This is a genomic window from Streptomyces sp. A012304 (genome assembly GCF_026008495.1).
Taxonomy (GTDB): Bacteria; Actinomycetota; Actinomycetes; order Streptomycetales; family Streptomycetaceae; genus Streptomyces.
In genome coordinates this window covers 119,135-132,000 of sequence record NZ_BQUN01000188.1, presented here as the reverse complement: position 1 = coordinate 132,000, position 12,866 = coordinate 119,135, and the positions used below count along the sequence as shown (strand labels likewise).

Here is a 12,866-nt window from a genome sequence, read left to right as displayed (position 1 = left end):
CGGGACCTGGCCCCCGGGCCCGCCGGCCCCTCACGCTCCGAGCTTCTCCCGCAGGGCCGCCGCGTCCGTCACCGGCAGATCGCAGACGAATCCGCGGCAGACGTACGCCGTCGGGCTGCCGTCGATCAGCACACGGTCGGCGAGCAGCGGAAACTCCTCGCTGTCCGGTGTGCCGCAGGCGACCACCGTCCCCGGCGCGGTCGCCAGCAGCGCGGTGCGATGCAGCTCGCGTGTGCCCGGGTCCTCCGCTGACGGTCCGACGATCGCCACCTCGCGCGGGCCGTCGAGCAGCGCCTCGGCCGCGGCGAGGCCCCATCCGATGAACCGGGGCACCCTCGGGCCCAGGGCCTTCACGACGCCCAGCGCCCGCTCCGCCGCGGCGCGGTGCGGCTGGGAACCGGTGTGGGCGGCGTAGCCGAGGAGGGCCGCCGCGGCGGCCGACCAGCCGGAGGGCGTCGCGTTGTCGGTCGGGTCCTGCGGCCGCCGGATGAGCCGTTCGGCGTCCGCGGCGGTGTCGTACAGCGCGCCGGACTCTGGGTCGGTGAACCGCGCGAGCACATGGTCGAGCAGGAGGCCCGCGAACTCCAGCCACACGCCCTCCCCGGTGACGGAGGCCAGGGCCAGGAACCCCTCCGCCACATCGGCGTAGTCCTCCAGCACGCCCGCGTTGGCCCCGGCCTGCCCGTCCTTGCTGGTGCGGGTCAGCCGTGCCCGGTCGTCGAGGTGCAGCCGGACCAGGAGGTCGGCGGCGGCGACGGCGGCGTCCACCAGGTAGGGCCGGTCGAAGTAGGCGCCGGTCTCGGCGAGCGCGGCGATCGCCAGGCCGTTCCAGGCGGCGACGACCTTGTCGTCCCGGCCGGGCGCGGACCGCCTCCCCCGCGCCTCCAACAGCCGCTCCTTGACCGACGCGATCTTCTCCGCGTCGAACACGCCCTCGTGCTGCGGGAGTTGCAGGACGGACGAGCCGTGCTCGAACGTGCCCTCCCGCGTCACCCCGAAGTAGTGGGCGGCCTGCTCCGCGTCCGCTGCGCCGAGGACCTCAGTGAGCTGCTCGGGCGTCCAGACGTAGTACGCGCCCTCGACGTGCCGGCCCGTCCCGTCGTCGCTGTCGGCGTCGAGCGCGGAGGCGAACCCGCCCTCGGCGGTGCGCAGTTCCCGCACCATGAAGTCGGCGGTCTCCAGGGCGACGCGCCGGGCGAGTTCGGATCCGGTGGCCCGCCACAGATGGGCGTAGACCCGACAGAGCAGCGCATTGTCGTACAACATCTTCTCGAAGTGCGGCACCACCCAGTCCCGGTCCACGGAGTACCGCGCGAACCCGCCCCCGAGCTGGTCGTACAGGCCGCCCCTGGCCATCCGCTCGCAGGTGTCCATCGCCATCTGGAGGGCACCCTCGGCCCCGGTGCGCGCGTGGTGCCGCAGCAGGAACTCGATGACCATGGACGGCGGGAACTTCGGCGCCCCGCCGAATCCACCGCGCTGCGGGTCGTACTCCCGGGTCAGCCCGAGCAGCGCCTGCGCCAGCTCCTGCTCGCCGGGCGCGCGCGAGTCGCCGTACGAGATCTCCCGTCCCGCCAGGTCCCGCACGATCTTCCCGGCGACCTCCGCGACCTCCTCCCGGCGGCCGGTCCAGGCCTGGCTGACACCCTCCAGCACCTGCCGGAAGGACGGCATGCCGTGGCGGGGGGCGGGCGGGAAGTACGTGCCGAAGTAGAAGGGCTCGGCGTCCGGGGTGAGGAACACGGTCATGGGCCAGCCGCCCTGCCCGGTGGCGGCCTGCACGGCCTCCATGTAGACGGCGTCGACGTCGGGCCGCTCCTCGCGGTCGACCTTGACGCTGAGGAAGTGCTCGTTGAGGTAGTCGGCGGTCTCCTGGTCCTCGAAGGACTCGTGGGCCATGACATGGCACCAGTGACAGCTGCTGTAGCCGACGCTCAGCAGCACGGGCACACCCCGCCTGCGCGCCTCCTCGAACGCCTCCGCCGACCAGGGCCACCAGTCGACCGGGTTGTCGGCGTGCTGGAGCAGGTAGGGGGACGTCTCATGGGCCAGTCGGTTCGCCATGGAATCCATCCTGCCGCAGTACCCGGCCCGTGACGCGTCCATGGGAGTGCGACGACGGAACCCGGCTGCCGCCGCCGGCGGGCTCGGCCGCACGGCAGGGCGAATCGACGGCAGTCGCGCACGCCGGGCCGCCGGCCGGCCGAGTCGGCCCGCCGGCGTCGCGTGCGGCGTGCCGGGTGGTGCCGAGGCCGGCACGGCGGGGCGCCTGTCTCGGCACCGCCCCGCCGTGGCCCCGAGCGTCAGCCCTTCGCCGGTGAGGCCTTGCCCGGCGCGCCCGCGCCGGAGGCGTCCTCGGAGTCCGGGGTCTCCTCGAAGTCGACCTTGCCCATGTGCCTGTTCATGGACTTCATCAGGCCCCACACCGCCAGCGCCATCACCGCGAAGACGATGAAACCGAGGACGCCGGGGGTGACCTTGTCCTCGTCCACCTCCTTGGCGAGGGTGGCGAACTGCGTCACTGCCAGGCTCACGCTTGCGCTCATGTCAGGCATTGTCTCGGATGCCCGCAAAGAGGTCGTCCTCGGGGAGGGAGGTATCGACGCGCGACTTCGCGAGCTCGTACTCCTCCGTCGGCCAGACCTCCTTCTGGATCTCCATCGGCACCCGGAACCAGCCCCCGTCGGGGTCGATCTGCGTGGCGTGCGCGATCAGCGCCTTGTCGCGGATCTCGTAGAAGTCGGCGCACGGGACGTGCGTGGTGATCGTGCGCTCCTTCTGGCCGAATTCGTCCCAGCGCTTGAGCCACTCCCCGTAGGGGGACTCCAGGCCGCGGTCGAGCATCGCCTGGTGCAGCGCCTCGGTGCGGGGACGGTTGAAGCCCTGGTTGTAGTAGAGCTTCAGCGGCCGGTAGGCGGGCCCGAACTCGTCCTCCGGGTACTTCTCGGTGTCGTCCGCGCTCTCGAACGCCACCATCGAGATCTTGTGGGTCATGATGTGGTCGGGGTGCGGGTAGCCGCCGTTCTCGTCGTAGGTGGTGATCACCTGGGGGCGGAACGAGCGGATCTGCTTCACCAGCTCGCCGGCCGCCTTGTCGACGTCCTCCAGGGCGAAGCAGCCCTCGGGCAGCGGCGGCAGCGGGTCGCCCTCGGGCAGGCCGGAGTCGACGAAGCCGAGCCACTCCTGCCTGACACCGAGGATCTCGCGGGCCTCGTCCATCTCCTTCTTGCGTACCTCGTGGATGTGCTCCTCGATGTACGTGTCGCCCTGGAGCTTCGGGTTGAGGATGGAGCCGCGCTCCCCGCCCGTGCAGGTCACGACCAGCACGTCCACCCCCTCGGACACGTACTTCGCCATGGTGGCCGCGCCCTTGCTCGACTCGTCGTCGGGGTGGGCGTGCACGGCCATCAGTCGCAGCTGGTCAGTCAAGACTCAAATCCTCAGTCAGTCGGCGCCCCCGTGGGAGGGGGTGCGATCGGCGGCTTCTATAGTGACCGAATCGGGCGGGCATTAATTCCGGAGCACCGTCGGGCAGCTCGGTTTTCGGACCTCCGTCCGCCCGACCGGTGGCCAGGCCGAGAGGACGATCATGAGTACGGCGAGCACGCGCGCACCCGAGAACCGGTACGGCCGTTCCTCGGACGAGCGCGCCGACCGCACGCTCAAGGTCGTCGGCGCCGTCCTCGGCGCACTGCTGATCGCGGTGGTGGGCTACTTCGGTTATCACTACGTCGGCCAGAACAAGATCAGTGGCGAGGTCATCGCCTTCCAGATCGCGGACGACTCGGTGCGGGTGCACCTCGAGGTCCGCAAGGACGCGGGCGCGAGCGGCTACTGCACGGTCCGCTCCCAGGCCGAGAACGGCGCCGAGGTGGGCCGGGCGGACTTCCGCTTCTCCGGCTCGGACACCCGGATCGACGAGGTCGTCACCCTGCGTACGACCTCCCGGGGCACGACGGCGGAGCTGCTCGGCTGCCACGCGGACTGACCGCCCCCGGCGCGGCCCGCGGGCACATAGGCGATACATAGGCGCTGACCTGCGTCGACGTAATTCTGGTGGCTTATGTCCTCCCCCTTTGGCCACTGAATTGTTAGGCTCGTGGTTTCGCCCATCCCTGGAGGAACATGCTTCCGGGTAGGGCGAGCTTTGTATTCCCAGTACCGACGAGGAGCACCTGTGACCCAGACCAGCGAGAACGTCACCTGGCTGACCCAGGAGGCGTACAACAAGCTCAAGGATGAGCTTGAGTACCTTACTGGTCCTGCGCGCACGGAGATCGCCGCCAAGATCGCGGCCGCGCGCGAGGAGGGCGACCTGCGCGAGAACGGCGGGTACCACGCGGCCAAGGAGGAGCAGGGCAAGCAGGAGCTCCGTGTGCGCCAGCTGACCCAGCTCCTGGAGAACGCGAAGGTCGGCGAGGCTCCCGCCTCCGCGGACGGCGCGGTGGCGCCCGGCATGGTCGTGACGATCGCCTTCGACGGTGACGAGGACGACACCCTGACCTTCCTGCTGGCCTCGCGTGAGTACGCGAGCGCCGACGTCGAGACCTACTCGCCGCAGTCCCCGCTGGGTTCCGGCGTGATCGGCCACAAGGTCGGCGAGGACGCGGAGTACGAGCTGCCGAACGGCAAGAAGGCCTCCGTGCGCATCCTCAAGGCCGAGCCGTACAACGGCTGACGGACCAGACCTTCGGACGGACCCCCGGTGCCCCGCGGCGCCGGGGGTCTCGTCATGCGGTCCGCGCGCCTGGGCTCAGGCCGTCGCCGAGCGGTACTTGCGCACCGCCAGCGTGCGGAATATCAGCACGATCAGCACCGAGTAGATCAGCGAGGCCCAGACCGGGTGCTGCATGGGCCAGGCGTCGGACGTCGACTGTCCGGGGTTGGCGAACAGCACACGGCAGGCCTGGACGGTGGCGCTGAAGGGGTTCCACTCGGCGATGTGGCGCAGCCAGGGCGTCATGTTGCTGGTGTCCACGAACGCGTTGGAGATGAACGTCACCGGGAAGAGCCAGATCAGCCCGCCGGAGGTGGCCGCCTCGGGGGTCCGCACGGACAGGCCTATGAGGGCGCCGATCCAGGTGAAGGCGTAGCCGAGCAGGAGCAGCAGGCCGAAGGCGGCCAGGACGCGGCCGGCGTCGGTGTTGCCGTCGGAGCCGACGCGCCAGCCGACCAGGACGGCGACGACGGCGAGGACCAGCAGGGTGAGCGCCGTCTGCACGAGGTCGGCGAGGGTGCGGCCGGTGAGCACCGCGCCGCGGGCCATGGGCAGCGAGCGGAAGCGGTCGATGAGGCCCTTGTGCATGTCGTCGGCGATGCCCGCGCCGGCGCCGGCGGTGGCGAAGGTGACGGTCTGGGCGAAGATCCCCGCCATGAGGAAGTTCTTGTAGTCGGTGGCGCTGGTGCTGCCGCCGATCTGCATCGACCCGCCGAAGACATAGGTGAACAGCACCACGAACATGATGGGCTGTATCAGTCCGAAGATCACCATTTCGGGGATCCTGGACATTCTGATCAGGTTGCGTTTTGCAACGACCAGCGAGTCGCGGACGGACTGCCCGAGCGGGTGGCCGGGGGCGGCTCCCCGGACGGTGTCGGTGGCGGCGCTCATTTCACGGTCCCCTTCTTGTCGTCCGGGCTCTGGTCGTCTTCCTTCACCTCGGCCATGTGTCCCGTAAGGGAGAGGAAGACGTCGTCGAGGGTGGGTCGGCGCAGTCCGACGTCGTCCATCTCGATGCCCCGGGCGTCCAGCTCGCGGATGACCTCCGCGAGGAGCTTCGCGCCACCGGTGACGGGCACGGTGAGCTTGCGGGTGTGCTCCTCGACGGTGGTCTCGCCCTTGCCGAAGCCGGCCAGCACCTCGGCGGCGGTGGGTATGTGCTCGCGTTCGTGCACCACGACCTCGACGCGCTCGCCGCCGGTACGGGCCTTGAGCTGGTCGGAGGTGCCGCGGGCGATGACCCGGCCGTGGTCGACGACCGCGATGTCGTGCGCGAGGTGGTCGGCCTCTTCCAGGTATTGCGTGGTCAGCAGCAGGGTCGTACCGCCGGAGACCAGCCGCTTGATCACGTCCCACAGCAGTTGGCGGTTGCGCGGGTCGAGGCCGGTGGTCGGCTCGTCCATGAACATCACGGGCGGCGAGACCACCAGCGCGGCGGCCAGGTCGAGGCGGCGGCGCATGCCCCCGGAGTAGGTCTTCGTCGTGCGGTCGGCGGCGTCCGTGAGGTCGAACTGCTCCAGCAGCTCCGCGGCCCGGGCCTTCGCCGCGCCGGCCCGCATCTGGTAGAGCTGCCCGACCATCTGGAGGTTCTCCCGGCCGGTCAGGTACTCGTCGACCGCGGCGAACTGGCCGGACAGTCCGATCGAGCGCCGCACCTCGTTGGGATGCTTCAACACGTCGACGCCGGCGACGACGGCCCGGCCGCGGTCGGGGCGCAGCAGGGTGGTCAGACAGCGGACCGTGGTGGTCTTGCCCGCGCCGTTGGGCCCGAGCAGGCCGAGGACGGTGCCTTCGGGGACGTCGAGGTCGACGCCGTCCAGAGCCTTGACGTCGCCGAAGGTCTTGACCAGGCCTTCGGCGTAGATGGCGCCTGGCATATAGGTCTCCACGTCGTTGGGGATTCGGGAATGGTTCGGAAAAGCCCAGGTTCGCGCCTTTCGTACCGCCCGACGTGTGACGCGGCAGGCGTCGCGGGGGACGGAACGGGGGGGCACGTGAGACACGCCCCGTCGCGGCGGACGGGACGGGGGGCGTGAGACACACCATAACGCGATGTATCGCGTCTCACAACGGAGTTGCTCGAACGAGTGACGCAATCCCGGAAAGAGGCCCCTGACCTCAGTCGATGACGGTGTACCCCGCGTCGCGCAGGGCCTGGCCGACCTCGACGCAGTGCGCCGGGCCCTTCGTCTCCAGGTGCAGCTCGACCTCCGCCTCCGTGAGCCCGAGCCGAGGGTCGGTCCGGACGTGGCTCACATCGAGGACGTTAGCGTCCACCACTGACAACACCCCGAGAAGCGTCGCGAGCGCCCCCGGCCGGTCGGTCAGCCGCAGACGTACGGCCAGGTAGCGGCCCTGCGCGGCCATACCGTGCCGCAACACGCGCTCCATCAGTACCGGGTCGACGTTGCCCCCGGACAGCACCGCGACCACCGGCCCCTCGTAGGCGCCCGGCTCGCTCAGCAGCGCCGCGACCGGACTCGCCCCGGCCGGCTCCACGACCAGCTTCGCCCGCTCCAGGCACAGCAGCAGCGCGGCGGACAGCGCGTCCTCCGACACCGTGCGCACCTCGTCCACCAGCTCGCCGACGATCCCGAACGGCACATCGCCCGGCCGGCCGACCTTGATGCCGTCGGCCATCGTCGCCGGGTGGCGCAACGACACCGGACGCCCCGCCGCCAGCGACGGCGGGTACGCCGCCGCCCCCTCCGCCTGCACGCCCACGATCCGCACGTCCGGCCGCAGCGCCTTCACCGCCACCGCGATACCCGCCGCGAGCCCCCCGCCGCCGATGCCGACGACGATCGTGCCCACCTCCGGGCACTGCTCCAGGATCTCCAGCCCGACCGTGCCCTGCCCGGCGATGACGTCCGGGTGGTCGAAGGGATGGATGAACACCGCGCCCGTCTCGGCCGCGTACTCCTGCGCCGCCGCCAGCGTCTCGTCCACCACCTGGCCGTACAGCCGCACCTCGGCGCCGTACTCCCGGGTCGCGCTGATCTTCGGCAGTGGCGCGCCCTTCGGCATGAACACCGTCGAACGCACCCCCAGCAGCGACGACGCCAGCGCGACCCCCTGCGCGTGGTTGCCGGCGCTCGCGGCGACGACCCCGGCGGCCCGCTCCTCCGGCAGCAGCCCCGCGATACGGACGTAGGCGCCGCGCAGCTTGAACGAACCCGTCCGCTGGAGGTTCTCGCACTTGAGGTGCACCGGCGCGCCCACGAGCTGGGACAGATGCCTGCTGCCCTCCATCGCGGTCACCCGCGCCACGCCCGAGAGCATCTTCTGCGCGCCGCGCACGTCGTCGAGGGTGACGGGCCGCAAGGAGTCAGCCGTGCCGTAGCTCATGACACCAGCATCGCAGTTCACAGGCGGGAACGACCGCTGTGACCAACCAGCGGGACGGGTTTGCGCAGCGCCGGTACGACCCGCCTTCCGGCCGCGTACCCTGTCCCCCAACCCAGCACCCCCTTCATGAAGTGAGCCCCCGGCCATGCCCACAACACCTGAAATGTCGATGGACATGACGACCGTCGGTGACACCGGTCTCCTCGACACGCTGCAGCACGAGGTCGCGGTGTTCGCGCGCCGTGCGGAACAGACCCGGCTCGGCGGGGTCGGGCAGGTGCGCAACTCCATGGACCGCGCCGCGTACTTGCTGCTCAGCCGCCTCGACAAGGAGGGGCCGATGGGCGTCAAGGCGCTCGCCGCGAGCATGGGCATCGACTCGTCGACCGTCACCCGGCAGGTGGCTCCGCTCGTGGACACGGGCCTGGTCAAGCGCACCTCGCACCCCGAGGACGGGCGTGCCGTGGTGCTCCAGCTCTCCCCGCGCGGGATGTCCCGGCTGGAGGAAGTGCGCTCCTCCCGCCGTCAGTTGATGGCCGAGCTGACGAACGACTGGGCGCCGGAGGAGCGCGAGGCGTTCTGCACGCTCCTCACGCGCTTCAACAGTGCCCTGTCCGCCCGGATGGCCGCGCACGGCCTGCCGGGCGCGGAGCCCACGCCCGCTTCCTGACGCCGGCGCGCGAGCCGCGCATCCCGCGCGTGCGCGGCTCTTGACCGACGGCCCGCCGCTGGCCTCATATGAGACCGGGTCCCCGTACGCCGCCGGGACCCGTTTCCAGGGGGACGCCGGCAGGCGGGAGGCGCGGTGCGGACAAGGCATGCGGACCGGAGTGCCCGCCGGGCCCGGGAGTTCGAGGCGTTCGTCGCCGGCGCGGGCGGGCGGCTGCTGCACGCCGCCACCCTGCTCACGGCGGAGGCGCCCGACGACAACCCGCGCGCGCGACGGCTGCTGACACTGGCCCTCGCGCACACGTACGCGTGCTGGGACCGGCTGCGCGGCGAGGACCCCTACGACCGCACCCGCCGGTACCTCGCCACCCGCTTCGCCCACGGCCTGTGGCACCACGGCGCCCTCGGCCGCATCCGCCCCCGCGCCATCGGCCCCCTGGCCGGGCTGACACCGCAGGAACGCCTGATCCTGGTGCTCAGGCTCTACGAAGGCGTCGCGGAGGAACAGGTGGCGGCCCTGCTGGGCCTGCCCACCGAGCGCGTCCACACCGTCTGCGACCGCGCGACGTCGACGCTGCTGCATCCGCCGCGGAAGCGGACGGCGGCGGCCATGGGCGCGAAGGCGGCCGCGTCATGAGCGGAGCGGGACCCGGCACCGCGAGGGGCGTGCGGCAGGCGGGCCGACGGTCGGGCGGCGGGGGGAGGGTCCGGTGAACCGGCCCGCGCGGGAAGCCGCGGCACGGCAGATCATGGAGAGCACGGCGCCGCGCGTGCCGGCGGAGCTGCACGCGGACGTCGTCCGCGCGGGCAACCGCATACTGCGCCTGCGGACGCTCGCCCGACGCCTGCTGTGGCTGCTGCTCTGCGCGGCGGCCCTGGCGTTCACCGTCTGGGCGATCGCCGTCGAGCCGTGGGCGGAGCCGCCGTCACGGACGACCCCACCCCTGACCGGCTGGTGAACTAGCCGAGGGCCTGCTGGAGGTCCTCCAGGAGGTCGTCGACGTTCTCGATGCCGACGGAGAGCCGCACCAGGTCGCCCGGCACCTCCAGGGCCGAGCCGGCCGCGGACGCGTGCGTCATGCGCCCCGGGTGCTCGATCAGGGACTCGACACCGCCCAGGGACTCCCCGAGGGTGAACACCTCGGCCCGGTTGCAGACCTCGACGGCCGCCTCCTCGCCGCCCTCCACCTGGAACGACACCATGCCGCCGAAGGCGCGCATCTGCTTGGCGGCGACCTCGTGACCGGGGTGGTCGGGCAGGCCCGGGTACAGCACGCGGGTCACGCGCCCGTGCCGGGTCAGCATGTCGGCGATCTTCGTGGCGTTCTCGCTGTGCCGGTCCATGCGCACCGACAGCGTCTTCGTGCCGCGCAGCACCAGCCACGAGTCGAAGGGCCCGGCGACCGCGCCCATCGCGTTCTGGTGGTACGCCAGTTCCTCGCCCAGGTCCCGGTCGCTCACGATCAGCGCGCCGCCGACGACGTCCGAGTGACCGCCCATGTACTTGGTCAGCGAGTGCACGACGATGTCCGCGCCCAGCGACAGCGGCTGCTGGAGGTAGGGGGTGGCGAAGGTGTTGTCGACGACGAGCCGGGCGCCGGCGTCCCCGGCGACCTGGGCCACGGCGGCGATGTCGGTGATGCCGAGGAGCGGGTTGGAGGGGGTCTCCACCCACACCACCTTCGTCTTCGGGGTGATCGCGGCCCGCACGGCGGCCGGGTCGCCGGTGTCGGCCACCGACCACTCCACGCCCCACCGCGAGACGACCTTCGCGAACAGCCGGAACGTGCCGCCGTACGCGTCGTTCGGGATGACCACGTGGTCGCCCGGGCTGAGCAGCGTACGCAACAGGCAGTCCTCGGCCGCCAGTCCGGAAGCGAACGCGAGACCCCGTACGCCGCCCTCGAGGGCGGCCAGGTTCTCCTCGAGGGCGGTCCTGGTCGGGTTGGCGCTGCGGCTGTACTCGTAGCCGCCGCGCAGGCCGCCGACGCCGTCCTGCTTGTAGGTCGAGACCTGGTAGATCGGCGGGACGACCGCGCCGGTGAGGGGATCGGCGGTGTTGCCCGCGTGGATCGCGAGGGTCTCGAAGTGCTGACTGATGTGCCTGTCGCTCATGGGCATCGAGCGTAGTGCGCCGGAGCGCGAGGTGCGGGACGGGCGGCGCACCGGGTGCCCGGCCGCCGGTGCCGGGGAGGCCGTGCCGGGAGGTTTTCCACAGGTCCGGCGGAGGGGGTTGGCCAATTGTCGGCGGCGTCTGGAACCCTTGAGGCATGGAGATTCTCTGGGTCCTGATCGCGCTGGTCATGCTCAGCTTCGTGCTGCTGCCCTTCCTGCGCCGCAGGCGCGGCATGATCGAGCAGGTCCCGGCGGGCCATCCGGACGCCGCGGACCCGGCGAACTACGGCTTCGCGCGCACGGAGGAGCTGGACATCCGCATGCCCGGCCCCGACCAGGACCTGCTGGACGTCCTGGACGTCGTGCAGCGCACCCAGGACTACCGGGCGGCCCAGCAGCTGCTGGCCGGTACGGAGACCGAGGGCGAGTCGCGCTGGCAGCGTGTGCAGGCCTTCGCCGGCGCGGCGGCGCTGGAGCTCCAGCAGCGGCCGGGCGGGGTCGGTGACACGCCGGGCGGGCAGTGGCTGCGGGTGTGGCGGACCGAGGCCCCCAAGGACGCGGGCGGCGCGGCGGTGCACGCCGAGTTCCTGGTGCAGCAGGCGTGGCGGACGTCGACGCCGGGCACCGACGACTTCCGGATCATCATGGAGGAGGCGAAGGACGCCTGCGGGCAGGCGGCGCTGCTCTCCCCCGGTGACCCGATCCCGTACATCGTCGAGCTGTCGGTGGCCCGTGGCCTGAACTACTCGCAGACGGAGTTCGAGCAGCTCTGGCTGAGGATCCTGGACCGGGCCCCGGCGCACATGGGCGCGCATCTGGCGGCCCTGCACTACTGGTGCGAGAAGTGGCACGGCTCGCGGGAGACGGCGATGTCGTTCTCGGAGGCCGCGGCGGCGAGGGCGCCGCAGGGCTCCCTCCTCGCGGCGATGCCCCTGTTCGCGGTGTTCGAGCACCTCCCCGAGGTGAACCTGGTCAGCAGCTTCTACCAGAGCGAGACCGTGACGAAGGCGATCCACGGCGCGCTGCACGCGGTGCACTCGGCCCGCCCCGACGACCCGATGCTGGCGCACGTGCGCCATCTGCTGGTCTTCTTCCTCGTCCGTGCCGAGCGCTGGGCCGAGGCGATGAACCAGCTGATACACGTCGACGGCCACGTGGGCGCCCTGCCGTGGACGCTCTCGCCCGACCCGGCGGCGGAGTTCGCGGTGTACCGCGCGCTGGCGGTGGCGGGCTACGAGGCGAACGGCGGCAGCCCGGCGACCCTGCCGCACTGACGCGGGGCCGGAATGCGGCGTGCCGCCCGCACGTTGACATGCCCGGACCCCCGATTGGAGACCGCATGTTCCTGCACAGCCGTACACCCCAGCTCCCGACGCCCGAGCAGGCTCTGCGCGGCCGCCCGGAGCCCGCGTTCTCCGTCCCCGACCGCCACACCGTGCTCGGCAACCCGCTCCTGGGCCCCTACCCCGAGGGCCTGGAGACCGCCGACTTCGGCCTGGGCTGTTTCTGGGGCGCGGAGCGCAAGTTCTGGCAGCTCCCGGCGGGCGTGTGGACGACGCTGGTCGGCTACCAGGGCGGCTACACCGAGAACCCCACCTACGAGGAGGTCTGCTCGGGCCTGACCGGCCACACGGAGGTCGTCCGCGTGGTCTTCGACCCCGCGATCGTCTCCTACGAGCGGCTGCTGAAGACCTTCTGGGAGTCCCACGACCCGACCCAGGGCTTCCGCCAGGGCAACGACGTGGGCACCCAGTACCGCTCCGCGATCTACACCCACACCCCCGAGCAGTCCGCCACCGCCGAGTCCTCCCGAGAGGCCTACCAGAAGGTCCTCACCGGCTCCGGCTACGGCACGATCACCACGGAGATCCGCCCCGCGCAGGACCGCGCGTTCTACCCAGCCGAGGCGTACCACCAGCAGTACCTCGACAAGAACCCGGCGGGTTACTGCGGCATCGGGGGCACGGGCGTGTCCTGCCCGATCGGCGTGGCCAGGGCGGACGGCTGAGCGGCA

The 12,866-nt window shown here is 71.6% G+C and carries 14 protein-coding genes; 7 read left to right on the top strand and 7 right to left on the bottom strand.

Annotation, left to right across the window (positions count from 1 at the left end; translation table 11 throughout):
- Positions 1-30: 30 nt before the first annotated feature.
- From ALMP_RS38595 to mca, 3 genes are all read right to left on the bottom strand, one after another.
- Positions 31-2,064, bottom strand: a complete 2,034-nt coding sequence (locus tag ALMP_RS38595) for a thioredoxin domain-containing protein (protein ID WP_264936646.1) — start codon at positions 2,062-2,064, stop codon at positions 31-33.
- 239 nt (positions 2,065-2,303) lie between these two features.
- The gene (locus tag ALMP_RS38590; RefSeq protein ID WP_264936645.1) at positions 2,304-2,555 is read right to left on the bottom strand and encodes a hypothetical protein; all 252 of its coding nucleotides are present in this window, start codon (positions 2,553-2,555) and stop codon (positions 2,304-2,306) included.
- On the bottom strand, positions 2,548-3,408 hold the full coding sequence (gene mca, locus ALMP_RS38585; RefSeq protein ID WP_264936822.1) for a mycothiol conjugate amidase Mca: 861 nt from the start codon (positions 3,406-3,408) through the stop codon (positions 2,548-2,550). Before mca ends, ALMP_RS38590 begins: the two co-directional genes overlap by 8 nt.
- Positions 3,409-3,589: 181 nt before the next feature.
- Here mca and ALMP_RS38580 point away from each other — a divergent pair, with 181 nt between their 5' ends.
- Both ALMP_RS38580 and greA read left to right on the top strand, forming a co-directional pair.
- Positions 3,590-3,988, top strand: coding sequence for a DUF4307 domain-containing protein (locus tag ALMP_RS38580; RefSeq protein WP_264936644.1), 399 nt, complete (start codon positions 3,590-3,592; stop codon positions 3,986-3,988).
- A 189-nt stretch (positions 3,989-4,177) separates the two neighbouring features.
- Complete coding sequence (greA, locus tag ALMP_RS38575) at positions 4,178-4,678, top strand: transcription elongation factor GreA (protein ID WP_264936643.1); 501 nt, start codon at positions 4,178-4,180, stop codon at positions 4,676-4,678.
- A gap of 75 nt (positions 4,679-4,753) precedes the next feature.
- Here greA and ALMP_RS38570 read toward each other — a convergent pair whose 3' ends face one another.
- From ALMP_RS38570 to ilvA, 3 genes are all read right to left on the bottom strand, one after another.
- Entirely contained in the window at positions 4,754-5,611 is an 858-nt protein-coding gene (locus ALMP_RS38570) for an ABC transporter permease (RefSeq protein WP_264936642.1), read from the bottom strand.
- Positions 5,608-6,597: an ATP-binding cassette domain-containing protein gene (locus ALMP_RS38565; RefSeq protein WP_264936641.1), complete on the bottom strand. Its 990-nt coding sequence runs from the start codon at positions 6,595-6,597 to the stop codon at positions 5,608-5,610. Before ALMP_RS38565 ends, ALMP_RS38570 begins: the two co-directional genes overlap by 4 nt.
- Positions 6,598-6,838: 241 nt before the next feature.
- Positions 6,839-8,068 carry a threonine ammonia-lyase gene (ilvA, locus tag ALMP_RS38560; RefSeq protein ID WP_264936640.1) on the bottom strand — a complete coding sequence of 410 codons (1,230 nt, stop codon included), beginning with the start codon at positions 8,066-8,068 and terminating at the stop codon, positions 6,839-6,841.
- A gap of 163 nt (positions 8,069-8,231) precedes the next feature.
- On the opposite strand from ilvA, the gene ALMP_RS38555 reads away from it, so the two are divergent.
- The 3 genes from ALMP_RS38555 (at position 8,232) to ALMP_RS38545 (ending at position 9,696) form a co-directional block, all read left to right on the top strand.
- Positions 8,232-8,738, top strand: a complete 507-nt coding sequence (locus ALMP_RS38555; protein ID WP_264936639.1) for a MarR family winged helix-turn-helix transcriptional regulator — start codon at positions 8,232-8,234, stop codon at positions 8,736-8,738.
- Positions 8,739-8,873: 135 nt separating this feature from the next.
- Positions 8,874-9,374, top strand: coding sequence for a sigma factor-like helix-turn-helix DNA-binding protein (locus ALMP_RS38550; RefSeq protein ID WP_264936638.1), 501 nt, complete (start codon positions 8,874-8,876; stop codon positions 9,372-9,374).
- A gap of 73 nt (positions 9,375-9,447) precedes the next feature.
- Positions 9,448-9,696 carry a hypothetical protein gene (locus ALMP_RS38545; protein WP_264936637.1) on the top strand — a complete coding sequence of 83 codons (249 nt, stop codon included), beginning with the start codon at positions 9,448-9,450 and terminating at the stop codon, positions 9,694-9,696.
- A gap of 1 nt (position 9,697) precedes the next feature.
- Here the strand turns inward: ALMP_RS38545 and ALMP_RS38540 are convergent, their stop codons facing one another.
- Positions 9,698-10,852, bottom strand: coding sequence for a cystathionine gamma-synthase (locus tag ALMP_RS38540; protein WP_264936636.1), 1,155 nt, complete (start codon positions 10,850-10,852; stop codon positions 9,698-9,700).
- 155 nt (positions 10,853-11,007) lie between these two features.
- Between ALMP_RS38540 and ALMP_RS38535 the strand changes: the two genes are divergently transcribed.
- The gene (locus tag ALMP_RS38535; RefSeq protein ID WP_264936635.1) at positions 11,008-12,126 is read left to right on the top strand and encodes a hypothetical protein; all 1,119 of its coding nucleotides are present in this window, start codon (positions 11,008-11,010) and stop codon (positions 12,124-12,126) included.
- A gap of 65 nt (positions 12,127-12,191) precedes the next feature.
- The gene (msrA, locus tag ALMP_RS38530) at positions 12,192-12,860 is read left to right on the top strand and encodes a peptide-methionine (S)-S-oxide reductase MsrA (RefSeq protein ID WP_264936634.1); all 669 of its coding nucleotides are present in this window, start codon (positions 12,192-12,194) and stop codon (positions 12,858-12,860) included.
- Positions 12,861-12,866: the final 6 nt, after the last annotated feature.